A 22366-nucleotide genomic window follows, 5' to 3' on the forward strand; every position below is an offset into this window, starting at 1 on the left:
GGTCAGGCCTCCTGGAGCCGGCCGTGACCGGCAGCGGTCCGCTCACCGTTGATCAGCTCCCGCACCGTGTCCATCTCCAGGACGCCCCGGTAACGGCCCTCGTCGTCGACCGCGACGACCGTGGAGGTGTCCGCGGACAGCATCAGGTCGAGCGCGTCGAACAGGGTGCTGTGCGGGCCGAGGGTGGAGAACACCGGGAAGTGCGACGGGGGTTCGGTGTCGGCTTCCTCGGTGGGCAGCCAGCCCGCGGGGCGCCGGTCGGCGTCGAGCAGCAGGCAGTACTCCCGGTCCTGCGCACGCGCGACGGCGAGCCGCCGCTCCGGGTCGGCGTCCGCGTCGACCGTGGGCCACTCGGGCACGTCCAGGGCGTCGAGCCGGGTCAGCGAGAGGCGCCGTACGGCCGCGCCCGAGCCGATGAACGCGGCCACGAACTCGTCGGCGGGCTCGGCGAGGATGCGCTCCGGGGTGTCGTACTGGCGCACCTTGCCGTTCTCGCCGAAGACCGCGATCAGGTCGCCCATCCTGCAGGCCTCGTCGATGTCGTGGGTGACGAACACGATGGTCTTCCGGACGGTGCGCTGGATGCGCAGGAACTCGTCCTGCAGCGCCTCCCGGTTCTGCGGGTCGATCGCCCCGAACGGCTCGTCCATCAGCATCACCTGCGGGTCGCCGCCCAACGCCCGTGCCACGCCCACGCGTTGCTGCTGGCCGCCGGAGAGCTGCTTCGGGTAGCGGTCGCGGTACGTCGCCGGGGCCAGGCCCACCATGGTGAGGAGTTCGTCCACCCGCTCCGTGACGCGCTGCCGGGGCCAGCCGAGCAGCCGGGGCACCGTGGCGATGTTGTCGGCGACGGTGCGGTGCGGGAAGAGCCCGGAGGACTGGATGGCGTACCCGATGCGGCGGCGCAGTTCGTGCACCGGCAGCTCGGTGACGTCCTGGCCGTCGAGGTGGATGCGGCCCGAGGTCGGCTCGATCAGGCGGTTGATCAGCTTCATGGTGGTGGTCTTGCCGCAGCCGGAGGGCCCGACGAAGGCGACGATGCGGCCCTCGGGTATGTCGAGCGACAGCTCCTCGACGGCCGCCTGCGCCTGGCCGGGGTAGCGCTTGGCGAGGCGGTCGAGGCGGATCATGGGGCGCTCGGCTGTTTCCGTGCCGGGGGTGGCGTCCGTCATGTCAGGCACCCAGTCCCTTCGCAGTGGTGAGCCGGTTCAGTCCGGCGAAGAGCAGATCGAAGACGACCGCGAGCAGCACGATGCCGAGGCAGCCCTCCACGGTGAGATACGCGGCGTACGGCGTGCCCGCGCTGGCCAGGCCGTCGAGGATGAGGTTGCCGAGGCCCGGCCCGTTCACCGCCGCGGCGATCGCGGCGATGCCCAGGAGCAGCTGGGTCGCCACCCTCAGGCCGGTGAGCAGCACCGGCCAGGCGAGCGGCAGTTCGACGGTCAGCAGGACCCGTGGCCGCGTCATGCCCATCGCCCTGGCCGACTCCACGACCGCCGGGTCGAGTGCGCGCAGGCCGACCACCGCGTTGCGCAGCACCGGCAGCAGCGCGTACATCGTCAGGGCCACGACCGAAGGGCCGGTGCCGAGCCCCAGCGGGGTGATGAGCAGGCCGAACAGCGCGTACGACGGGATCGTGAGCAGCAGTCCGGCGAAGCCGAGGACCGCGGTGCGCGGGGCGCCGGTGCGGTAGGTGGCCACCGCGACCGGCACCCCGATGAGCACCGCCAGACCGAGTCCCTGGAGCACCAGGACGGCGTGCGCGAGCGTGGCGTCGGCGACGTCCGTCCAGTTGGACGCGAAGTAGTCGAGGAAGGTCATGGCGGGGAGCAGATCAGTGCGCGTCGGCGGTCGCGGGCTGCGGCTGCCGCTCCTGCGCGAAGGCCGAGCCGAAGAACGCGTCCAGGTCCTCCACCACCGACTTGAACGTCGGGTCGTCGTCGAACATCCACTCCGTGTGGCCGCGCCCTTCGAGGAACTTGAGCTGCTTGGGCTCCTTGGCGGCCGCGTACAGCGCCTCTGCCTCCTCCGGCTTGTGCAGCTCGTTCTCGGCGCCGTGGATGATCAGCAGCGGGCGCGGCGAGATCCGGTCGGCGACGGCCTCGGCGGAGAAGCGGAGCAGCAGGTCGGCGGATTCCAGGCTCACGCCGGAGCCGAAGCCGGGCGCCTTGTACAGCTCCTCGCCGACGTACCCGTCCGTACGGCCGTCCAGGTCCAGGCGGATGATGTCCCAGGGGCTGGTGATCTCCGAGCGGCCGTGCTCGGCGCGGTGGCCGCGGTCGGCGGCGACCCGCTCGACCAGGCTGTTCCAGGACTCCTCGTCGTGCATGGCGCGGGTCGAGCGGCGGCCGTCGGAGATGCCGTTGAGCGAGGCGACGGCACGCACCCGCGGGTCGTCCGCGGCCTCCGCGACGACGACTCCGCCGCCCATGCCCCAGCCGATCAGGCCGATCCGGTCGGCGTCCAGCTGCTCGGCGGCGGCGGCGCGGTCCACGGCGGCGCGCAGGTCGTCGGCCCACTCCTGCGGGGCGAGGCGGCCGCGCTCACCCTCGGAGAGGCCGAAGCCGCGGTAGTCGAAGGCGAGGACGGCGTAACCGCGCTGGGTGAGGGCGCGGGCGAACCGCTCGGGGTGGATGACCTTCAGGCCCTGGTAGCCGGAGGACGGGATGAGCACGGGGTACGGGGCACCGGCGCCGTTGTCGTCGGGCAGGTGGAGGTCGGCGTCGAGGCGGATGCCTTCGCTGAAGAAGGGGAAGGGGCGAGTGATCACGGGGGCTCCTCGGTGAGCTGGATGTGGCTGGTTCTGGGCTGGTTCTGGGCTGGATCTGGGCTGGATCTGGGTGGATGTGAGCTGGATGTGAGCTGGATGTGGGCAGGGGTGGGTAGGGCGGTGGCGTACGGAGGGGGTGCGGATCGGTCCGGACGGTCGGGTCAGGTCGTACTGCGAACAGTCAGGTGCGTACGAGCGGACAGGTCAGGTGCGTACGGGCGAGCGGGTCAGGTGCGTACGGGCGAGCGGGTCAGGTGCGTACCGGCGAAGGCGTCGCACAGGCGGCGGGCGGCCTCGTTCCGTTGGTGGAGCCGATGCCCGCCATCGCGCGGGACAGCTGGTCGGCGGCGGCCTGGGTGAGGCGGCCCGCGCGGTCGAGGTCCCGGCTCATCCGGTGGGCGGGCGCGGAGACGTTGACCGCCGCGATCACCCGGCCCCGGAAGTCCCGCACCGGGGCGGCGGCCGCGACGAGCCCGGCCTCGAACTCCTCGTCCACCAGGGCGTATCCGGTCTTCCGCGCCTGGCCCACGCGGGCGATCAGGTCGTCGGCGTCCCGGGGTGCCCGCGACGCGCCCGGCGCGTCCGCGCCGTACGAGCCGGGGCCGAAGGAGAGGCCCGCGCACAGCAGCCGGATCTCGTCGGGCGAGTGGTCGAAGAGCAGGGCGCGGCCGGACGAGGTGGAGTGCAGGGGGGTGACCCTGCCGACCCAGCCGGTCGCCTGGATGGCGCGCATCGGGCTCTCGGAGAGGACGGTCAGGACGCCTTCGCCGCAGAGCACGGTCACGTGGACGCGCTCCTTGAGCACGCCGACGAGGCGCTTGAGGACGGCCGGTCCCTCGGCGAGGAGGCGGGGCCGTCCCGCGTTGGCGGCGAGGGTGAACATCCGCCAGCCGAGCCGGTAGACCAGGGAGTGCGGGTCCCGCTCCACCAGGCCGGTCTGCTCCATCGACTTGAGGGCCCGGGACACCTGGGTCTTCTCCTTGCCGACCCGGCGGGCGATCTCGACGACGCCGAGTCCGCCCTGCTCCGCCGCCTCGCCGGTCCCCAGGACCGTGAGGATGGCGACGGTGCGGTGGAGCCCGGTCGATCCCTCAACTGTCATGACGGAATCATGTGGGCGAGGTGTTGCGCAGGACAACCCCTGTTGCCCTGTGAGCAACGTATTCATGACTGCCGTCCTTCCCCGGACCCCGCGCGGCGGGCCCTGACGCCCTCCCACAGCACCTCGGCCAGGTGCTGTGCCCCGCGGCCCGTGCCCTGCTCGATCTGGGTGCGGCAGGAGAAGCCGTCGGCCAGGACCAGGGTGTCGTCGGCGGCGGCGCGCACGGCGGGCAGCAGCGCCTGCTCGCCGATGGCCTGCGACAGCTCGTAGTGCCCCTTCTCGAAGCCGAAGTTGCCCGCGAGCCCACAGCACCCGGAGGGCAGTCGCTCCTGGCGCAGCCCCATCCGGTCGTGGAGGGACGTGTCCGGGGCCGTGCCGGTCACGGCGTGCTGGTGGCAGTGGACCTGGGTGAGGGCGGGCCGGGCCACCTCGGGCGGGTCCCAGTGCGGGGCGAAGGCCTCAAGGAACTCGGCGAAGGTGTGCACCGCCGCCGCCGTACGCTCCGCCTCCTCCCCCGGCAGCAGCTCCGTGAGGTCGCTGCGGAGCGCCGCCGTACAGCTCGGTTCGAGTCCGACGACGGGTATCCCCGCCCGCACGGCCGGGGCGAGGGTCCGTACCGCCCGCTCCAACACCCGTCTGGCGGCGTCGAGTTGGCCGGTCGAGATCCAGGTGAGCCCGCAGCACACCTCGTCCTCGGGCAGCAGCACCCGGAACCCGGCGTCCTCCAGGACCCCGGCGGCGGCGTGCAGCACCCGCGGCGACAGATGGTTGCTGAACGTGTCCGGCCACAGCATGACCGCGGGCCGCTCCGGGCCCGGCGGCGCGTCCTCGCGGCGCCGCTCCCGGGTGAACGGCCGGGGCGGCAGGACGGGCAGGTCCCGCTCCGGGGCGATCCCGCCGAGCCGCTTGCCGAGCGCGGCCAGCGGCCGTACCCGGGCGAGCAGGTTGACGAGCGGCGCGGTCCGCGTCCGGGCGAGCAGGCGCAGCCACTGCGGCAGCCGCCCCATCGAGTAGTGCGAGGCGGGCCGCCGCCGTCCCGCGTAGTGGTGGTGCAGGAACTCGGCCTTGTACGTGGCCATGTCGACGCCGACCGGACAGTCGCTCTTGCAGCCCTTGCAGGACAGGCAGAGGTCCAGGGCCTCGCGCACCTCTTCGGAGCGCCAGCCGTCGGTGAGGAGTTCGCCGTCGATCATCTCCGACAGGAGGTGGGCGCGGCCCCGGGTGGAGTGCCGCTCCTCGCGGGTGGCCCGGAAGCTGGGGCACATCACGCCCGGGCTCTCCTCCTGCCGGCACTTGCCGACGCCCACGCAGCGGCGCACGGCGCGGGCGAAGTCGCCCTCGTCGTCCTCGTACTCGAAGACCGGGAGCACCCCGCCGGGCGGGCTCGTCACCCGGGCCGGGCGGAGGTCGGCGTCGATGCGCGCGGGCCGCACGATGACGCCCGGGTTCATCAGGCCGCGCGGGTCCCACAGCTCCTTGAACTCCGTGAAGGCGTCGCACACCTCGGGCCCGAACATGCGCGGCAGCAGCTCCGAGCGGGACTGGCCGTCGCCGTGCTCCCCGGACAGCGAGCCGCCGTACGCGGCGATCAGCTCGGCCGACTCCTCCATGAACCCGCGGAACTTCCGGGTGCCGGAGTCGGTGAGCAGGTCGAAGTCGAGGCGTACGTGCAGGCAGCCCTCGCCGTAGTGCCCGTAGACCAGGCCCTGCCTGCCGTGGTCCGACATCAGCTTCTGGAAGTCGCGCAGATAGTCGCCGAGCCGCTCGGGCGGTACGGCGGCGTCCTCCAGGCCCGGCCAGGCCTCGGCCGTCGCGCCGCCCGGGGTGGCGGAGGGCACGCGGGTGGCGACGCCCGCGCCCTCCTCCCGGATCCGCCACAGGAGCCGCTGCTCGGCGGGCTCGGTGACGATCCGGGCGGAGAGCGGGCGGTGGCCGCCGTCCAGGGCGGTGACCAGGGCGCGGGCGTGCGCGGCGGCCTCGGCCGCGTCGGCGCCGCCGGTCTCCACGAGCAGCCAGGCCCCGCCGTCCGGCAGCCGCACGGCCGCCTTCGACGGCTGCCGGGACTGCCAGGCCCGCACCAGGCCGCGGTCCAGGCCCTCCACGGTGAGCGGATGGTGGGCGAGCAGCGCGGGCACGGCGTCCCCGGCGGCCGGGGCGTCCGGGTAGGCGAGGACGACGAGGGCGCGGGCGGCCGGCGCCTCGACCAGCTTGAGGGTCGCCCCGAGCACCACCGCGCAGCTGCCCTCGGACCCGGTGAGCGCGCGGGCGACCTGCGTGCCGTTCTCCGGCAGCAGCTGGTCGAGCGCGTAGCCGGAGACCCGCCGGGCCAGCGTGGGCAGTTGGGTGCGCAGGGCGGCGCGGTGGCGTCCGGTGAGGTCGCGCAGCCCGGCGTACAGGCGGCCCACGCGGTCCGGGCGGTTGGCCAGCCGCTCCAGCTCGTCGCCCGAGGTGGCGCCGACGGTGGTGCGGGTGCCGTCGGGCAGCAGGACGTCCAGGGACTCGACGTTGTCGGCGGTGGTGCCCCAGGCGACCGAGTGCGAGCCGCAGGCGTTGTTGCCGATCATGCCGCCGAGGGTGCAGCGGCCGTGGGTGGACGGGTCGGGCCCGAAGGTCAGGCCGTACGGGGCGGCGGCGGCGCGCAGGTCGTCGAGGACGACGCCCGGCTGGACGGTGACGGTGCGCCGCCCGGGGTCCACCTCGCCGATGCCGGTCAGATGGCGCGAGGTGTCCACGAGGAGGCCGCCGCCGAAGGCGTTCCCGGCGACGCTGGTGCCGCCGCCGCGCGTCACCAGGGGCACGCCGTGGCGGTGGCAGGCGTCGACGGCCGCGAGCAGGTCGTCGGTGTGCCGGGGCACCAGGACGGCGTCGGGGGCGCGCCGGTAGTTGGAGGCGTCGGTGGTGTAGAGCGCCCGGGTCCCGGCGTCGAGGGCGAAGGCGCCGGGCGCGGCGCGTCGCAGCTCCTGGGCGAAGGCCCCGAGGTCGTACGCGGGCCCGCCGCTCCCCTCGGCTCTGGCGTCGAAGTCTGTGCCGGTCACGGGCGGGTGCCTCCTGGGTGGGTTCGTCTTGCGGGGCTTGTGCTGTCGGTGGGTCAGGGGGTGACCAGGGCCTCGGGGAGGTCGGCCGCGCAGGCCGTCAGCGCGCCCCGGTCGAGGCCCTCGGCGGCCAGGGTGTCGATCAGGAGCCGCAGCGCCGCGGGCGGCGGCGGCGAGTCCGGCTGGCCCGCGTCGGAGGACAGCACGATCCGGTCGAGGCCGACGGTGCGCGCGAAGCGGGCGAGCCGGGCGGGGGTCATACCGGGCTGGTGCAGGAGCTGGAAGGTGGTGATCTCGGCGAGTGCACCCTGCGCCGTCAGTGCGGCGGCGAGCTCCGCGTCCATGCCGGGCACGGTGTACGAGGGGTGGGTGAGGAGAATCCGGCGCACCCCGGCGGCCCGCGCCTCGGCCACCAGCCACCGGCACTCCGCGGCCGACAGGTGCCCGGTGGCGAGCACCGCGTCGGCCTCGGCGACCATCCGGCACACGGCGCGCGCGGCCTCGCCCGCGTCCGGGTCGACCGGCGGTACGGCGTAGGTGTGCGGGGAGAGTCCCGTACGCAGACCGCAGAGCCGGGGCAGTCCGGCGGTCTGCTGGGTGTGGGCGTCGGCGGTGGGCATCCACACGACGCGGGCCCCGGCGTCCAGGGCGGCGGCCACGGCGGCCGGGTTGACGCCCCCGGCGTGCTGGTTGAGGGCGATGCCGCCGTAGACCTTCAGGGGTGCGGCGCGGGCGGCGGCGGCCGCCCGGCCGACGGTGGACTCGTAGTGGGCCTTGAGCACGCAGCCGGTGAACCCGGCTGCGGCGTAGCCCGCGACCACGTCGTGATCGTCGGCAAGGCGTGGGGTGACATCGGGTGCGGCATGCACATGGAGGTCGAACACGGGGCAAGGCTGCGCCGACGACGGCGCTCAGGACAACGGCAGTTGCTGCGACGGCAACCGCCGAAGGGACCGGCTCAGTCCACGCCCTCGCTCATCAGGCGCCGCACCTCGCGCGAGACCAGGCCGAAGCGCGGCTCCTCGATCAGCGGCATCTCGCGGCGCCGCCGCCGCACCGCGGAGATGTCGAGGTCGACCACGGTCAGCGCCTCCCGGTCGCGCGGGGCCTCGGCGACGACCTCGCCCCACGGGTCGAGCACCCGCGAGCCGCCCCAGAAGGTGGCCTTGCCCTCCTCGCCGACCCGGTTCACGAAGACCACCCAGCACTGCTGCAGCCGCGCGATGTTGAGCAGCAGGCTCTGCCAGTACTCGGCGGTGTCGATGGCGCCGGGCGCGAGCCCCACCCCGCTGTTGGTCGGCACGAAGAGGACTTCCGCGCCGTCCTGCGCGGCGAGCCAGGGCAGTACGGGCTGCCAGGCGTCGTTGCAGATCAGGGTGGCCGCGCGGGCGTGCGGGGTGTCGAAGGCGCGCAGGGCGTGGCCGGGGCTGAAGTGCTTGCGCTCCTCCCAGTCCAGGTAGTTGGGCAGGTACAGCTTGCGGTGCGTGTGCAGCGGCGTACCGCCGGAGAGGTAGACCGCCGAGTTGTACCGCCGCAGCCTGCCGTCCTCGTGCAGCCCGGCCAGGACGTCCGGGCCGTGCCGGGACAGCTCCGCGAGCCGCGGGTCGTCGTGCGGCACGGAGATGTCGCCGGGCACGGAGCCGAGCGCGTACCCGTGCAGGCTCAGCTCCGGGAAGACCACCAGGTCCGCCTGCTGCTCGGCGGCCTCCCGGATGTTCCGCTCCGCGGTCTTCAGATTGGTGTCCAGGTCGCCCAGGACGCAGTCCGTCTGTGCCAGTGCGATGCGCACGTCGCCCACCTCGTCTCCTCGTGGTTTCAACAGGGTGCGCGCCCTTGTACGCGAGGGCCGTCCGGCGGGGCAACACCCGTTGCTGTGACCGCAACCGTGGTGCGGGCGACCGCCGGCCGGGCCCTACCAGGCCCTACCAGGCCTTCTCGCGCAGCAACCGCAGCCCGTTCAGGGCGACCAGGACCGTCGACCCCTCGTGTCCGGCCACGCCGAGGGGCAGCGGGAGGTGGCCCACCAGGTCCCAGACCGTGAGGATCGCGATGCACACCCCGGCGATCACCAGGTTCTGGGTGACCAGGCGGCGGGCGCGGCGGGAGAGGCGCACCGCCCTCGGCACGGCGGCGAGTTCGTCGCGTACGACGACCGCGTCCGCGGTCTCCAGGGCCAGGTCGGAGCCCGCGCGGCCCATGGCCACCCCGGTGTGGGCGGCGGCCAGGGCGGGGGCGTCGTTGACCCCGTCGCCGACGACGAGCACGGTCCGGCCGCGCCGCGCCAACTCCCGTACGGCTTCGGCCTTTTCGTGCGGGAGCAGTCCGGCCCGTACGTCCGCGATGCCGACCGCCGACGCCACGCCCGCGGCCGCGCCCGGGCCGTCGCCGGTGAGGAGGAGCGGGGGCGTACCGGCGAGCCGGGCGAGGTGGTCGACGGCCGCGGCGGCGTCGGGGCGGGGCCGGTCGGCGAGAGCGAGGCGGCCGGCCGGGGCGCCGTCGACCAGGACGAGGACGGTGGTGGTGCCGTCGGCGTCCGGCACGGCCTCGTCCGGGAGGAGGCGCGCGGGGGCGCCCACCTCGACCTTGCGGCCCGCCACGGTGGCACTCACACCGCGGCCGGGCGTCGAGGTGAAGTCGTACGCCTCTGGGAGCCTCAGGTCCCTTGCGCGCGCGGCCTCGGTCACGGAGCGGCCGATGGGGTGTTCGCTGCGGTGCTCCACGGCGGCGGCGAGGGTCAGCAACTCCCGCTCGTCGAAGCCGGGTCCGGGGGTGACGGCGACGACGCGCGGGGCGCCCTCGGTGAGCGTGCCGGTCTTGTCGTACGCGACCGTGTCGATCTCGCCGAGGCGTTCCATCGCGACGGCGGACTTCACGAGGACGCCGTGCCGGCCCGCGTTGGCGATCGCGGAGAGCAGCGGCGGCATGGTGGCGAGGACCACCGCGCACGGGGACGCCACGATCATGAAGGTCATGGCGCGCAGCAGGGCGCCGGTGAGGTCCGCGCCGAAGGCCAGCGGAATCCCGAACACGGCGAGGGTGGCGACGACGACGGCCACCGCGTACCGCTGCTCCACCTTCTCGATGAACAGCTGCGTCGGCGCCTTCGTCCGGGACGCCTCCTCGACCAGCGTGACGATCCGGGCGAGCACCGTGTCCGAGGGGTCCCGCGCCACCCGTACGCGCAGGGCGCCGGCCGGGCCGTTGACGGTCCCGGCGAACACCTCGTCACCCGGACCCTTCGCGACCGGCAGGGACTCGCCGGTGATGGTGGCCTGGTCGACCTCGCCCGCGCCGTCGACCACCTCGCCGTCGGCGCCGATCCGCTCGCCGGGGCGGACCAGGATCTCGTCGCCGACGCGGAGCCGGTCGGCCGGGACCGTCTCCTCCGTCTCCTCCGCCTCCTCCGCCTCCTCCATCCCCTCCGTCTTTCCGGTGATGCGGGTGGCCGCCTCCGGCGCGAGGTCGAGCAGTCCGCGTACGGAGTCCTCGGTACGGGCGGTGGCCAGGGCCTCCAGGGCGCCGGACGTGGCGAAGATGACGACGAGCAGGGCGCCGTCCATGACCTGCCCGATCGCGGCGGCGCCGAGGGCGGCGACGATCATCAGGAGGTCCACGTCGAGGGTGCGTCCGCGCAGGGCGCGCAGCCCTTCGAGCGCGGGCTCCCAGCCGCCGGCCGCGTAGGCCACGGCGTACAGCGGCGCCCACCACCAGGCACTCAGGCCCGCGAGGTGCAGCGGCAGCGCGAGCAGGAACGCGACGGTGGCGGCCCCGGCCCAGCGCACCTCGGGCAGGGCGAGGAGGCGGGTGCGGCGAGTGGGGGTGGCGGGGCGTGCGGCGGATACGGCCGGTACGTCGACCGTCGATTCCCGTACGGACGCGGGCATGGCGAAGGAGCCCCTCAGCTTGGCGGCGAGCAGGACGCTTCCACCATACCCGCATACATGAACAGCTCTTCATTCATTCGTGGGTGGCGGGCCGCCGCTCGCTACGATGTGCGCATGGGCCACGGAGTCGACAAGGAGCGCAGCAGCACCCGCGCACGTCTGGACACCGTCGGCGCGGCCGACGTCGCCGCGACCCTGCAGGCCCTGGCCACCCCGTCCCGCCTGCGCATCCTGGCCCGGCTCCAGGAAGGGCCGTGCGCGGTGAGCGAGTTGGCCGAGGCGGCGGACCTGGAGCAGTCGGCCTGCTCGCACCAGCTGCGGCTGCTGCGCAACCTGGGCCTGGTCACGGGCGAGCGCCGCGGCCGCTCCATCGTGTACGCGCTGTACGACCACCACGTCGCGGAACTCCTCGACCAGGCGCTGTTCCACGTGGAGCACTTGCGGCTGGGGCTGCGGGACTTGACGTAGGTCCGGCGTACGGGGGCTCTCGCCCTGCGACTGCCCAGTCAGGGCGTCAGGGCGTCAGGGCGTCAGGCTTCCCAGGTCGATGTCCATGACGAACGGCACCGTCGTCTTGAGCCGGCCTCGGTGGATGCCCGTCGGGACGTAGGAGTGCGTGAGCCGGTCGAGCTCGTAGACGTGCACGACCGGCTCGCCCTTCGCGTCCTCCACGCGCCAGAAGTGCGGGATCCCGGCCTGGGCGTACTTGAACGGCTTGAGGCTCCGGTCGCGGTCGGCGGACTCGTCGGAGACGACCTCCACCACGAGTGCGACCTCGTCCGGGAGGTAGCTCGTGCGGTCCGGTTCGTAGGTCGCGGCGGCGACCAGGACGTCCGTTTCCGGGCGGCTCTTCTTGTTCAGGCGGACAGTCATCTCCCGTGCCGTATCGAAGCCGTCGGGCGCGGACTGGCGCAGGGCGAAGGTCAGGTTCTCGACGAGGCGAGAGTGCCAGAGCCGCTGCGGGACCAGCCTGAAAACCAGTACTCCGTCGACGAGTTCGGTGTGCCGGGGCGCCTGGGGGAGGTGATCGAGGTCGTCCGCTTCCCACCCGCTGGGGCGAGGCGGATACATCCAGTCGGGCAGTTCTGCGGTCACGGTCTCCTCCTCCGACCACTTTAGGCGGCTGACGTCCTCCCCGTCCCGGCCTGTGGGACGAAGCCGACCCGCGCCGTCACGCCGTAACCGAGTCATGCCGTCACCGGGTCACGTCGCCATCGCTCACGCCGTGAGCCCCTGCAGGATCCCCGTCAGCGCCCCGCCGCCCAGGACGCAGACGAACGCCAGAGCCATCAGCTTCCGGCTGCGCGTACGGTGCGCCCGTACCGCCGCGAGGATCGCGAGACCGCCGACGACCACCGGCGCCAGGCCGGCCACGCGCGCCCCGGTCGAACTGCCCGGCGAAACCAGCATCGCGATTCCGGCAAAAGCCAGCAATCCGCCAATGCCGCCCGCAAGCATCGCCATTCGATTCCAAATACGATCCCAAACTTGTGCCCGCGAGTTGTCGCCCATATCGTTCATCAGCATGCTCGGCAGGCTACGTGATTTCACGTACGCCCCAAAGGCCGAGCACCGGAACGGCATTCAAGATCCGGAACAGTTCCCGAACGGATTCAAGATCAAGAATACCCGCCGGTAATCATGCGGTAGCATGCGCGAGAAAAAATGAGCGAGGGCGACGTGACGGATTTCAAGGTCGAGCCGGGCGACATCGGCAGCTACTCGACCCAGATCGGCCGCGCCGCGGACGACATGCAGGCCGCGAAGAAGTACGTCGACTCCCACACCGAGGTCGGCTGGTACGACAACGGCCTGATCAGCAACCTCGCCAACTCCCACGACGGCCTGGTCACCATGCTCGGCGACGCCCTCACCAAGACGGAGTCCATCCTCCGCGCCTGCCGGACCGAACTCTCCGCCGTCTCCACGTACTACACGGAGACCGACCGCGGGAATGCGGCCGACCTCGACACCAAGTACCCGGAAAGCAAGCGGTAGTTCGCGGCTGTGTGCGACAGCTCCCGGCTGTTCGCGAAGCGACGTCAGCCCATCGCCCCGTAATTCCCCAGGAGTTCGACTCGCATGTCCGGATTCAGCGACGTCTCGGAACCGTCGAGCCATCTGACCGCCCCCAATGAGAACCCGGAAGAGTTCTCGCAGGGCGCCCTCGTCGACATCTTCAACGATTGCGGCGACCTGATGAGCCCCACCTGGTACATCACCGAGGCCATCAACCTCGTCTTCGGATTCAACCCGCTCGAAGAGGTCATCGACTGGTACAGCGGCGACTGGGAGGCGTTCCTCAGGTGTGCCGAGGTCTGGACGAACGTCGGCAAGGCCTGCGACGCCGTCGCCGCCAACGTGAAGTCCGGCAACGGCGCGCTCGACGGCACCTGGAACGGCAACGCCGCCGACGCCGCGTACGTCTACTTCGAGGAGCTCGCGAAGAAGCTCGGCGAGCAGCAGGACACCCTGGACCAGCTCCAGGAGGCGTACCGGCACATGGCGCACTCCGCGTACCTCAGCGCCGAGGGCGTGAAGGGCATCCTGTCCGGGATCATCGACGGTCTCCTCATCGTCGGCCTGGAGATCGCGGCCGGCTCGGCGCTGTCCTGGACGGGCGTCGGCGCGGTCGTCGGCTACGGGCTCGCCGCCCTGGAGATCGCCAACATCCTGCGCCAGTGGAGCACCGCCACCGAGGCCATCACACAGGCTCAGCAGCTCGCCCAGCTCACCGCGAGCGCGGTCGAGAACCTCGCCAACGACCTGAGCAACTCGTTCAAGAACTTCCCCGCGCCGGGTACGGCGTACGACCACCCGAACAAGGCGATCGCCTGAACCCGCGTATGCACGTACGCAGTTGGAACCCCGGAGATGCTCATGGCTGAAGACCGCCAGATCGGCGACGCCGACCTCACCTCGATGACCGGCGGCGACGAGGCCCGCGCCCGCGCCCTGCGCAAGACCCTGCAGAAGCTCGCCGAGAGCGACAAGGCGGGCCCGACCCTGCAGGAGATGGCCCGCGAGATCCTGTCCGGCCGGGTCGGCCTGCGCGAGGCGATGCGCGTGGGCGCGTACGCGGACGCGCTCGGCGAGAAGCTCGCGGAGGGCCGCCGCGCGTACGAGGCGATCCCGCGCGAGGAACGCGAACGCCAGATGGAAGCGGCCCGCGACTACCTCGCCGAACAGCGCGCGGAGATCGACCGCGAGCGCGCGGAGGCGGCACAGCGACGGGGGCAGAAGCACAACCGCTGACGACCGCCGCAACCCCTCCGGCAACCGGTCAGCGCCGAGCAGCCACGTGGCACCTCGCCTCAGCCGAGGACCAGCGACTCGTCCCCGAAGTCAGCGACGATCTTGAGGCGCCCGCCGAGTGCAGCGACATACGCGGCGAGGGTCTCGACCTCGGTCCGGGTGACGGCTCCCTTCTCGATCTGCGAGACCCTCCCCTGGGTGACGCCGAGCACCTCGGCCACTGCGGCCTGCGTCATGTGCTGCCGCTTACGGACCTCGGCGAGGCGGTGGGCACGCACCTCGGCGAGCATGTCGGCCGCCCGCTCCTCCACGCTCGCCTGCTCGTCCGGAGTGAAGTCGAGCTCGCCCCTGAGGTCACTCCAGTCCGCAGCTTCAGCCCGCGTCGGCTTGAGAGTGCTCACGATTCCTCCTTGAGATACGCCTGATAGGCCGCTTCGGCCGCCTTGACGGCCGTCCGGTACCAGCCGGTCCAGTTCCCGGATTTGTCGCCGCCGACGAGCACCACAGCGTTACGTGCGGGGTCGAAGGCGAAGAGGAGACGCACTTCAGTGCTGCCCCTGGAGCCGGGACGTAACTCCTTCAGGTTGGGCAGGTTCGATCCGGCAACCCGGTCCACGAGCGGACGGCCCAGCGCGGGACCCTCGACCTGGAGCACGTCGAGCGCGGCAGCAATCTGGGCAAGAGCCTCGCGGTCACTCTTGCGGAGCTCGTGGATCCATCCGAGGGCCGGCTCCACGACGATGATCCTGAAGCCCATGCGCGTCCTCACTTTCAAGCATTACCTCTACACAATATCACCCCTGCCTAATAATCGAGGGCGTCGATGCCCCCACGGCGCACTCACAACTCGCACCTCCCTCACTCCGCCCAGAGCTGGAAGAAGTCGCAGACAGCCTTGAAACGCCCTCCCTGGCCACACGTGACAAGCCGGGACTGATCAACACAGCCCTCGTGTGGGGCGCATGATCAACCCTGATCAGGAAGACCAGTGGGTGCCCTTCGAAGGGTGAGCCGCGAAGGGGGATCGACCACGGAGTCGATCCTCCTGCCGCCTGCCTCTCTCTTGCCCTTCTGGGGCGCGAAGCTCGGGGTGGTCCCGCGCATCGTCACGCTCGCGGCGAAGGGTTCTGGCCAGGACCAGGCTTTCCCCTGTCACGGGCGCAAATTAGGGTGACTGCCGAGCCGAGATGCTGACGCCACCTCGGCCTGACGGGGAGGGTGTTGTGACGGGGAACGGAATGGATCCGGCTGCGGTCGCCGCACGGGTGCAGGCGATGGGCACGGCCACCGCAGTCGCGGCGGGGATCACGCCGAAACAGTTGCGGGTCGAGAGCGAGACCCTGTCGACGTTCAAGAAGCGGGTCGACCACCTGCTGTGGCAACTGGAGAAGTCCGAGGCCGCGCCGAAGAACATCGCGGACGGGGTCCTCCCGGCAGGGGATCTCGGCGACTTCAACGAGGCGGAGAGCCTGCGCGGCGCGTACCGCAAGGTGCACGGGCAGCTGGAAAACCTGTCGAAGATGCTGGGGCTGCAGATCGAGGCGCTGCTGACGGCGGTCGACGCTTCGAAGGCGGGCTACCAGAACATGGACGAAGAGGTGAGAGCCCAGCTGTCCCGGATCCGCACCGAGACCGACGCGATCGTGGACGGCTGGCGTGACCGGGGCGGTCACGAGCGCGAGCAGGCCCCCGCGTCCGAGTCGGCGGACAAGGTTGCGGGAGGTCTGTAATGTCTGCGTCCGACTGGACCGCCGAGCTCCAGAACAGACTCGTACGCGCAGGCATGACGGGCCGCTTCCAGTCGTACGATCCCGAGCAACTGTGGGCCATGGTCTCCGCGGCGAATGGTGCAACACCGAAGCGCCTGGGCGACCTGCTCACCGCAGCGGCACACACGATCCGCGAGATCGGCAGCGACCTGCGGGACCACAGCTTGGCCGTGGAGTGGGACGGCGAAGCGGGAGACGCGTTCCGCGAGTGGTGCCACAAGGCAGCGATGACGACGCTGCGGGTCGGCGAGTACAGCGAGTCGGCAGGCAAGTGGATGGGGCACGCGGCGGACACGCTGTACGAGGTCAAGCCCCAGATCGAAACCCTGTACAAGCAAGCGTTGGCCTCGCAGACCATCCTCAACACCCATGCAGCGACGGACAATTCGGGTACTGGAACCCACAACGCCCCCTCCGCCTCCGAGGTCAAGAACGCGAAGACCCAGTACGCCAAGGACCACGCGGACGCAGCCGGGCTGATGGTGAAGCTGGCACAGTCGTACGCCGGGTCGACGGAGCAGATCGAGCGGCTGGAGGCGCCCAGGTTTCCGGAATTGCCGGAGCGGTTTGTGCCGAGACCCGAGAGTGTACGCAGCCAAGGGGACGTCTCCCGCGGGACGAGCCTGGCCGAAAGACCCGCCGTACGGGTCAGCAGCCAGCAGCAGAACAGCCCGATTCACGCCGCAGCAGGTGGCGCCCATTCCTCCGGCCAAGCGACACCTTCTGGCGCTGACCAGCCCATAAGCACCCCTGTCCGGACAGAGCTCGACGGTGTGACGGCACCCCCCGAGCGACCGGCGGCTCCCGCAACTCCAACACCGGGACCGCCCCCTGCCGCGCGGCCGGAGGTTGCGATCCCTCCTGCGATCACTGGGTTGCCCTCTTCACCAGTACGTCCAGGACAGCCAGCCCAGGCGCTCCCCGGCAGCCGCCCTCCCACCGGCCACCGCGGCATCCCCGGAAGCCCTGTCGGCAATGGCATCATCGGTGGCCGTCCGGTACCGACCGCCAACAACCCTGCCCCCGGGACGATCCCACGCGGCACCGTCGTAGGAGAGGCACCCCAGTCCGGGCAGGCTGCACCGGCACGTGGCCACGTACCCGGTGTTCCGGGTACACCAGGAGCCGGCGGCCAGACACCGAGCCAACGAAGCCCAGCACCGCTCAGCACCCCGCGAGCGACAACGCCCGGCGGAGCCGTCGGCACACCGAACTCCTCAACCCTCCCGTTCCGCGGAGTCATCGGGGAATCCCAGCCACCCGCACCACGGACACCTCACACCAACACCCGACTCGGCGATGCCGCGACGGGCAACGTCACAGGAACTCCAGCACAGCCCGGCGCGGGGCGGATGAACAGCTCAACCAGCCAATCAGGCCGAGCGACCGAACCAGAAGAAACCTGGCAGTTGGGACACCGCCGAGCCGTACCACCCGTGATCGAGTGATGGCGCACCACACCAGCACAAGGACGACGATGCACACCAGCAACACCAAGACAGCACGCCGGTACGGCCGTACGGCAACGGCTGCCCTTGGCATGCTGCTGGCGACGATCCCTGCAGCGCCCGCCCATGCCGAATCCATCCGAGAACGGCAGTGGCACCTCGACGCCATGCACGCCGAAGAGATGTGGAAGACCAGCACCGGCAAAGGCGTTACCGTCGCCGTCATCGACAGCGGCGTAGAAAGCCCCATGGAACTACAGGGGCAGATCCTCAAAGGCAAGGACCTCACCAGTCGTGCCGGTGACGAGCACGACGACTTCGATGGGCATGGCACGAGCATGGCTGGGCTGATCGCGGCCACCGGCGTAGGCCCTGCAGGGAACGGCGCCTTCGGACTCGCCCCAGGGGCGAAGATCCTGCCAGTCAGAGTGCCGGTCGGTATGGGACCGGAAAACTTCGACAAGGCCTTGGGCCCGGCCATTCGCTACGCAGCAGACTCCGACGCTCAGATCTTGAACATCTCGCTCGCGACCACTCGCAAGGTCCATGCCGTCGAAGATGCGATCAAGTACGCGCTCTCCAAGGGCAAGCTGGTCTTTGCGGGTGTGGGCAACGATGGCCAGCGGGGGAACCCGAAGATGTATCCGGCCGCGTTGCCAGGCGTGGTCGGCATGGCCGCCATCAGCAGAGACCTCACAGCCACTGAGGAGTCCAACCACGGCCCTCAGGTGGATCTGGCCGCGCCCGGCGACGAGATGGTGACTGCCTGCGCTGGCAAAACCGGGGTGTGTGAGGGCCACGGCACCAGCGACGCCACCGCCATAGCCTCCGCATCCGCCGCCCTGATCTGGTCCAAGCACCCGAACTGGACCAACAACCAGGTACTCCGCGTCATGCTCAACACCGCCAGCAAACCGAACAGCGGCAAGGAACGCACCGACTACCTCGGGTACGGCGCGATCCGCCCCCGTATCGCACTGAAGAACCCGGGCGACCCGGGACCAGCGGACGAGTACCCGCTCCCGGACTTCCCTGCCCAGACCTCCGAGTCACCGTCGCCAGAGGGATCCGAGCCCAATTCCGGCACGGATGACAGGAGCGATACCGAGGCCTCGGATTCGGGTGTGAGGGACGACAACTCCACGATCTGGGTGACCGTCGGCATCGGCTCAGCTGCGCTCTTCGGCCTGGCCGTCGCCGCCCTGGTAGCCCGCAGCCGACGCCGAACGACCGGCACTGGGTGACTCAGAGCAACAGAACTTCAGAACTTCCGAACGAGAACGAGAACGGGGTACGAGCATGGCGTGGGACGAATGGGAACAGATCAAGGCCGAGAACGCGACGCGGATGCGGCTGAATCAGGCCGGCGCCGAAAGTAGCGGCAGCGGCAAGGGCGCCCAGCTGAAGCACGACGACAAGGCCTGGCACGATGCCGCGGGCGTCGCCGACGACCTGCGGGGCCGTACCAAACATGCCGCGAGCAAGTTGGGCAGTGCGCACGACGGGATCAAGAACAAGTACGAGCTCGAACACTACGGCGTCTCCACCGGAACGAATGGCCTGGACAGCATCGATGCGCTCCGCTCCGTGCTGACCTCGTGGGAGGAGCGTCTACACGCCGTGGCGGAGGAGTGCGAGCAGCTTGTTCCCCATCTCCGAGGCACAGCAGCGGACTTGACGGGAGCCGACGCCAAGCTGAAGGAATCCTTCAAGAACCTCGAAGTGCCGTGGCTGAGCGGCAACGAGAAGGGCCGGTGACCCGTGCTGACCTGGCAGCAGCTTCGTGACCTCAACCTCCGGCAGCTGGACGACGCGGCCGACGGCTGGGGAGACGTCAGCAACGCCTCCGACGCCGCCCGGGACCGGGTCGACAAAGGCATGGTCGCCAGGATCGAGCAGACGCAGGAAGGCGAATCGGCCCGAGCTGCGGTGAAGCGGATGCGGCGGCTGTCCCGGAACTACGCCTACCTGTACACCGAGTGCGGCATGATCCGGTCCACCGTCAACGGGCTGGCTCACGATCTGCGCGGCCCGCAGAAGTCTTTGAAGAACGCACTCGCCGAAGCGGCCGAGCTCAAGTTCCAGGTAGGCGCGGACGGTTCGGTCAGCTACCCGGCCGCCGGGAAGAACCTGCTCGACGGCTCGAAGCTCCCCGGCGGGAGTACGCACGGCAAGCCCGGAGCACTGGAGCAGCCGACCGGCGGCCCCCGCCTGACCGAGGGAAGGGACGCCTTCCTCACCAACCCCAACCCGAACCACGCCGTGGCCCAGGGCATCGCCGACCGGATCGCACGCGCCGTGTACGACGCGAACGAAGTCGACGCCCGGTACACCAGGACGCTCGACAGGCTGAAGGCCGAGAAGGGCCTGAACGTCGGGGCGAGCACCTGGAAGGACGCAGCCAGGGACGCCACCGCCGTACGCAAGGAAGCATCCGCGTACCTCAAGGAGGACATCCCGTCCGACAAGTCACCGGCCGCACGCAAGGACTGGTGGGACGGCCTGACCGAGGAAAAGCGCCAGGAATACCTGTCGGTCTACCCCGACATCATCGGCAACCTGGACGGGATCCCGGCGCTGGCGCGGGACGAGGCCAACAGGCACAACCTTCCGTTGTTGATCGGGAAGTTGGAGGGCCAGGGCGATGAAGCCTCGAAGACGATGCTGGCCGGGCTCCGAGGGATCGAATCCCGGTTGCATGAGGGTTCGCAGCCTCCCGTCTACTTGCTCGGCATCGGAGATGAGGGGAACGGCCGCGCGATCGTGTCCTACGGGAACCCGGACACCGCGAAGCATGTGTCGGCCTACGTGCCAGGACTCAACACACGGCTCGACGGCCACTTCGCCAGCGCCGATGTCAAGCGGGCCAAAGATGTAGCGGATGCTGCCGAGGTGTACGCCGGCCCGGGCTCAACGGCGTCGATCGTCTGGCTCGGCTACGACGCACCACAGCTGCGGGGAATTGGCCTGGACACAGCGGACGTCATGTTCGACGACCACGCTCAGGCAGGCGCGCCTGCCTACGGCGAGTTCCTTCAGGGAATTCAGGCCTCACACGAGGGAGAAGAGCCTCACGTGACGGCACTCGGTCACTCCTACGGATCGCTGACAGTGGGCCAGGCAAGCCAGGAGCCAGGTGGCCTTCGTGCTGATGAGGTGATCCTGGTCGGAAGCCCGGGTGTCGGTGTCGACAGAGCCGCTGATCTGGGTGTGGACCCGGATCACGTCTACGTCGGCGCAGCGGAGAACGACCAAGTAACGCGCCTCCCGCAGAGGAACCTCCTCAATTACATCGCTCCCGGCAGCGAATTCGACAGCGAGCGCCCCTTTGGTGAGGATCCCGCCAGCAGCGGCTTCGGCGGCCACCGTTTCAAAGTGGAGGCAGGAGAAGACACTGGCTTGGGAGGCCTCGCCACTGGGGATCTTCCGGCACACTCCCTCTACTTCGATCCTGAGCAGGGGCCGGAATCATTGAAGAACATCGGAAAGATCGTGTCCGGCCATGGCGACCGCATCGAGGAGGTGCAGCCTCGATGAGTCGTCGGAGCATCACCGGCCACATGGCCTGGGTAGCGCTCGCAGTCACACTGCTGTGTTCGTGCGGGGCCGCGCCCAAGGAAAAGGATCAAACCGTCGAGAGGCCCAGAATGAACATGCAGGAGGCAGGGGACCGGGATGAGCGGCTGCTCGATGAGAGCATTAACGCCGTCACGCCGCAGGTGAAGTGGAAACGATACTCGTCAAATGAGGTGGCCTGCAGCACCGGCGTCAACGAGCCGACCGGGACAGCGAACGTCAAGCGAAGTCGAGTAATCACCACGAAGATTTCGGAGCAGCGCCGCGGTGCTTTCCTTGGCCTGATCGAACGGCACTGGAAGAAGAACGGCTACACCCTGACGGGCGCCGACGCCGATCCGGAGATGCCGAGCCTGTTCGCCAAGACACCGGACAGCTTCGCCATCTCGGTCGAGTTCGGCTACAAGGGCGCCGCCTACTTCACCATCACATCACCTTGCGCAGCAGAGTCAAGCCTAACTTTTCCGGCGGGAACACCCGGAAAACCTGACGGGCCGGAGGAAAAGCCTGATCCAACCCCGTCCCACGAGTCGGACTACTGGTCTTCAGCCGGGCCTGATGAATAGAAATCATTGCCATGAAACTCAGGAGTTGCCGGATTTCCCTGCCGGTGGTCACTGTCGCAGCCCTCCTGACCGTGGGCGGCTGCGGAGTCGGAGTCGGAGAAAAGGCGGACAAGCAGCAGCCAGCCGGCGTTCCGTTGGCGCCCGCCACGAACCTGACCATGCAGGAAGCCGCCGAGCGGGCCGACGCGATGCTTGATGCCACGATGAGCGCGATCCGTCCTGAGGTGCAGTGGGCTCACGGATACAACAGCGCGGGCTCATGCGATGTGACGCGCCATCGTGTCGTGATGACCATCATCTCCAAGGAACGACTGGGTTCCTTCCTCGGAATCGTCCAACGGTCCTGGGAGAAGAGCGGATACGAGATCAAGGCAGTGAACAAGGACAAGGAGTTTCCTGCGCTGTATGCCCAGTCCAAGGACGGATTCGGCATTGATCTCACCATCGGAGCAAAGCGGCAGGCTTCTTTCCGGGTCTCGACCCCCTGCGTCAAGAAGTCCGAGGTATCCGACCCCACCACATCCCCCAACGGCCCCTCCTACAAAAACGTGGACCCCATCCCCCGACCCAACGTCCGCTCCGAATTCTGGTCTTCGGACAAGCCCGCCAAGTGATCCACCGCAGTCCCTACGCGGGGTAGCGGGGCAGGCCGTCCGTCGGGATGGTCCAGTCCGCGACGGTGACGGGTTCGCCGTAGACGAAGTCCTTGCGGGTGGCGTAGCGCGGGCCGTCCGGGGTGGGGTGGATGTCCGTCTTGATCGCGCCGGATGCGCTGCGGGGGTCGAAGAGGGCGTAGACGGGGATGCCGAGGAGGGGGTAGTCGCGCACCTTGCTCACCCAGTCGTTCTCCGGGTTGGAGCGGGACACGACCTCGATGGCCGCGATGACGGTACGCGGATCAAAGGCCCCCTCGCCCTCCATGTCCGCCTCGGCGATCACCATCACGTCCGGTTAACCTCTTCCG

Annotated in this window: 22 protein-coding genes and 1 pseudogene; 10 read left to right on the plus strand and 13 right to left on the minus strand. The window is 70.2% G+C overall.

Annotated features, from left to right (window positions below; translation table 11 throughout):
- Window positions 1–2: 2 nt before the first annotated feature.
- The 8 genes from QIS99_RS27115 to QIS99_RS27150 form a co-directional block, all read right to left on the minus strand.
- Window positions 3–1172 carry an ABC transporter ATP-binding protein gene (locus QIS99_RS27115; protein ID WP_282516304.1) on the minus strand — a complete coding sequence of 390 codons (1170 nt, stop codon included), beginning with the start codon at window positions 1170–1172 and terminating at the stop codon, window positions 3–5.
- Between the two features lies 1 nt (window position 1173).
- On the minus strand, window positions 1174–1821 hold the full coding sequence (locus QIS99_RS27120) for an ABC transporter permease (protein ID WP_282516305.1): 648 nt from the start codon (window positions 1819–1821) through the stop codon (window positions 1174–1176).
- A gap of 13 nt (window positions 1822–1834) precedes the next feature.
- Window positions 1835–2770: an alpha/beta hydrolase gene (locus QIS99_RS27125; protein ID WP_282516306.1), complete on the minus strand. Its 936-nt coding sequence runs from the start codon at window positions 2768–2770 to the stop codon at window positions 1835–1837.
- 250 nt (window positions 2771–3020) lie between these two features.
- Window positions 3021–3872, minus strand: a complete 852-nt coding sequence (locus QIS99_RS27130; RefSeq protein ID WP_282516307.1) for an IclR family transcriptional regulator — start codon at window positions 3870–3872, stop codon at window positions 3021–3023.
- 62 nt (window positions 3873–3934) lie between these two features.
- Window positions 3935–6907: an FAD-binding and (Fe-S)-binding domain-containing protein gene (locus tag QIS99_RS27135; RefSeq protein ID WP_408909647.1), complete on the minus strand. Its 2973-nt coding sequence runs from the start codon at window positions 6905–6907 to the stop codon at window positions 3935–3937.
- Window positions 6908–6960: 53 nt separating this feature from the next.
- Entirely contained in the window at window positions 6961–7788 is an 828-nt protein-coding gene (locus QIS99_RS27140) for a DUF6282 family protein (RefSeq protein ID WP_282516308.1), read from the minus strand.
- Between the two features lie 74 nt (window positions 7789–7862).
- Window positions 7863–8693: a nitrilase-related carbon-nitrogen hydrolase gene (locus QIS99_RS27145; RefSeq protein WP_282516309.1), complete on the minus strand. Its 831-nt coding sequence runs from the start codon at window positions 8691–8693 to the stop codon at window positions 7863–7865.
- A gap of 133 nt (window positions 8694–8826) precedes the next feature.
- Window positions 8827–10788, minus strand: a complete 1962-nt coding sequence (locus QIS99_RS27150; protein WP_282516310.1) for a heavy metal translocating P-type ATPase — start codon at window positions 10786–10788, stop codon at window positions 8827–8829.
- A gap of 114 nt (window positions 10789–10902) precedes the next feature.
- Here QIS99_RS27150 and QIS99_RS27155 point away from each other — a divergent pair, with 114 nt between their 5' ends.
- The gene (locus QIS99_RS27155) at window positions 10903–11256 is read left to right on the plus strand and encodes an ArsR/SmtB family transcription factor (protein ID WP_282516311.1); all 354 of its coding nucleotides are present in this window, start codon (window positions 10903–10905) and stop codon (window positions 11254–11256) included.
- Between the two features lie 54 nt (window positions 11257–11310).
- On the opposite strand, the gene QIS99_RS27160 is transcribed toward QIS99_RS27155, so the two are convergent.
- Together QIS99_RS27160 and QIS99_RS27165 are read right to left on the minus strand one after the other, a co-directional pair.
- Window positions 11311–11883: a Uma2 family endonuclease gene (locus QIS99_RS27160; RefSeq protein ID WP_282516312.1), complete on the minus strand. Its 573-nt coding sequence runs from the start codon at window positions 11881–11883 to the stop codon at window positions 11311–11313.
- Between the two features lie 123 nt (window positions 11884–12006).
- Window positions 12007–12315 (minus strand): hypothetical protein, encoded by a 309-nt coding sequence (locus QIS99_RS27165; protein ID WP_282516313.1) that lies wholly within the window; start codon window positions 12313–12315, stop codon window positions 12007–12009.
- Between the two features lie 138 nt (window positions 12316–12453).
- Here QIS99_RS27165 and QIS99_RS27170 point away from each other — a divergent pair, with 138 nt between their 5' ends.
- From QIS99_RS27170 to QIS99_RS27180, 3 genes are all read left to right on the plus strand, one after another.
- Complete coding sequence (locus QIS99_RS27170) at window positions 12454–12786, plus strand: type VII secretion target (protein ID WP_282516314.1); 333 nt, start codon at window positions 12454–12456, stop codon at window positions 12784–12786.
- Window positions 12787–12870: 84 nt separating this feature from the next.
- Window positions 12871–13626, plus strand: coding sequence for a WXG100 family type VII secretion target (locus QIS99_RS27175; RefSeq protein WP_282516315.1), 756 nt, complete (start codon window positions 12871–12873; stop codon window positions 13624–13626).
- 42 nt (window positions 13627–13668) lie between these two features.
- On the plus strand, window positions 13669–14043 hold the full coding sequence (locus QIS99_RS27180; RefSeq protein ID WP_282516316.1) for a hypothetical protein: 375 nt from the start codon (window positions 13669–13671) through the stop codon (window positions 14041–14043).
- Between the two features lie 59 nt (window positions 14044–14102).
- Here the strand turns inward: QIS99_RS27180 and QIS99_RS27185 are convergent, their stop codons facing one another.
- Together QIS99_RS27185 and QIS99_RS27190 are read right to left on the minus strand one after the other, a co-directional pair.
- A complete protein-coding gene (locus QIS99_RS27185; protein WP_282516317.1) occupies window positions 14103–14444 on the minus strand; it encodes an XRE family transcriptional regulator in 342 nt (113 codons plus the stop codon).
- Complete coding sequence (locus QIS99_RS27190; protein WP_282516318.1) at window positions 14441–14800, minus strand: type II toxin-antitoxin system RelE/ParE family toxin; 360 nt, start codon at window positions 14798–14800, stop codon at window positions 14441–14443. Before QIS99_RS27190 ends, QIS99_RS27185 begins: the two co-directional genes overlap by 4 nt.
- A 466-nt stretch (window positions 14801–15266) precedes the next feature.
- Here QIS99_RS27190 and QIS99_RS27195 point away from each other — a divergent pair, with 466 nt between their 5' ends.
- The 6 genes from QIS99_RS27195 to QIS99_RS27220 all read left to right on the plus strand — a co-directional run bounded on the left by QIS99_RS27195 (window position 15267) and on the right by QIS99_RS27220 (window position 22016).
- A complete protein-coding gene (locus QIS99_RS27195) occupies window positions 15267–15773 on the plus strand; it encodes a hypothetical protein (RefSeq protein WP_282516319.1) in 507 nt (168 codons plus the stop codon).
- Between the two features lie 1516 nt (window positions 15774–17289).
- Window positions 17290–18504: a type VII secretion-associated serine protease mycosin gene (gene mycP / locus QIS99_RS27200; protein ID WP_282516320.1), complete on the plus strand. Its 1215-nt coding sequence runs from the start codon at window positions 17290–17292 to the stop codon at window positions 18502–18504.
- 55 nt (window positions 18505–18559) lie between these two features.
- Entirely contained in the window at window positions 18560–19018 is a 459-nt protein-coding gene (locus QIS99_RS27205) for an amino acid ABC transporter permease (RefSeq protein WP_282516321.1), read from the plus strand.
- A gap of 3 nt (window positions 19019–19021) precedes the next feature.
- Window positions 19022–20797: an alpha/beta hydrolase gene (locus QIS99_RS27210; RefSeq protein ID WP_282516322.1), complete on the plus strand. Its 1776-nt coding sequence runs from the start codon at window positions 19022–19024 to the stop codon at window positions 20795–20797.
- Window positions 20794–21402, plus strand: a complete 609-nt coding sequence (locus QIS99_RS27215; protein ID WP_282516323.1) for a hypothetical protein — start codon at window positions 20794–20796, stop codon at window positions 21400–21402. Before QIS99_RS27210 ends, QIS99_RS27215 begins: the two co-directional genes overlap by 4 nt.
- Window positions 21403–21413: 11 nt before the next feature.
- Window positions 21414–22016: a hypothetical protein gene (locus QIS99_RS27220; RefSeq protein ID WP_282516324.1), complete on the plus strand. Its 603-nt coding sequence runs from the start codon at window positions 21414–21416 to the stop codon at window positions 22014–22016.
- A gap of 13 nt (window positions 22017–22029) precedes the next feature.
- On the opposite strand, the pseudogene QIS99_RS27225 reads toward QIS99_RS27220, so the two are convergent.
- Window positions 22030–22353: pseudogene (locus tag QIS99_RS27225) on the minus strand (Uma2 family endonuclease); the annotation flags it as partial.
- Between the last annotated feature and the right edge of the window lie 13 nt (window positions 22354–22366).

The organism is Streptomyces solicavernae (assembly GCF_029968095.1).
Lineage (GTDB): Bacteria > Actinomycetota > Actinomycetes > Streptomycetales > Streptomycetaceae > Streptomyces > Streptomyces solicavernae.

Bases quoted from the DNA above. Each gene is read 5' to 3' on its own strand.
- QIS99_RS27190 (WP_282516318.1), bottom strand. From the start codon at position 14,800: ATGGGCTTCAGGATCATCGTCGTGGAGCCGGCCCTCGGATGGATCCAC.
- QIS99_RS27180 (WP_282516316.1), top strand. From the start codon at position 13,669: ATGGCTGAAGACCGCCAGATCGGCGACGCCGACCTCACCTCGATGACC.
- QIS99_RS27170 (WP_282516314.1), top strand. From the start codon at position 12,454: ATGAGCGAGGGCGACGTGACGGATTTCAAGGTCGAGCCGGGCGACATC.
- QIS99_RS27175 (WP_282516315.1), top strand. From the start codon at position 12,871: ATGTCCGGATTCAGCGACGTCTCGGAACCGTCGAGCCATCTGACCGCC.
- QIS99_RS27215 (WP_282516323.1), top strand. From the start codon at position 20,794: ATGAGTCGTCGGAGCATCACCGGCCACATGGCCTGGGTAGCGCTCGCA.
- QIS99_RS27165 (WP_282516313.1), bottom strand. From the start codon at position 12,315: ATGCTGATGAACGATATGGGCGACAACTCGCGGGCACAAGTTTGGGAT.
- QIS99_RS27150 (WP_282516310.1), bottom strand. From the start codon at position 10,788: ATGCCCGCGTCCGTACGGGAATCGACGGTCGACGTACCGGCCGTATCC.
- QIS99_RS27130 (WP_282516307.1), bottom strand. From the start codon at position 3,872: ATGACAGTTGAGGGATCGACCGGGCTCCACCGCACCGTCGCCATCCTC.
- QIS99_RS27205 (WP_282516321.1), top strand. From the start codon at position 18,560: ATGGCGTGGGACGAATGGGAACAGATCAAGGCCGAGAACGCGACGCGG.
- QIS99_RS27155 (WP_282516311.1), top strand. From the start codon at position 10,903: ATGGGCCACGGAGTCGACAAGGAGCGCAGCAGCACCCGCGCACGTCTG.
- QIS99_RS27220 (WP_282516324.1), top strand. From the start codon at position 21,414: ATGAAACTCAGGAGTTGCCGGATTTCCCTGCCGGTGGTCACTGTCGCA.
- QIS99_RS27120 (WP_282516305.1), bottom strand. From the start codon at position 1,821: ATGACCTTCCTCGACTACTTCGCGTCCAACTGGACGGACGTCGCCGAC.
- QIS99_RS27115 (WP_282516304.1), bottom strand. From the start codon at position 1,172: ATGACGGACGCCACCCCCGGCACGGAAACAGCCGAGCGCCCCATGATC.
- mycP (WP_282516320.1), top strand. From the start codon at position 17,290: ATGCACACCAGCAACACCAAGACAGCACGCCGGTACGGCCGTACGGCA.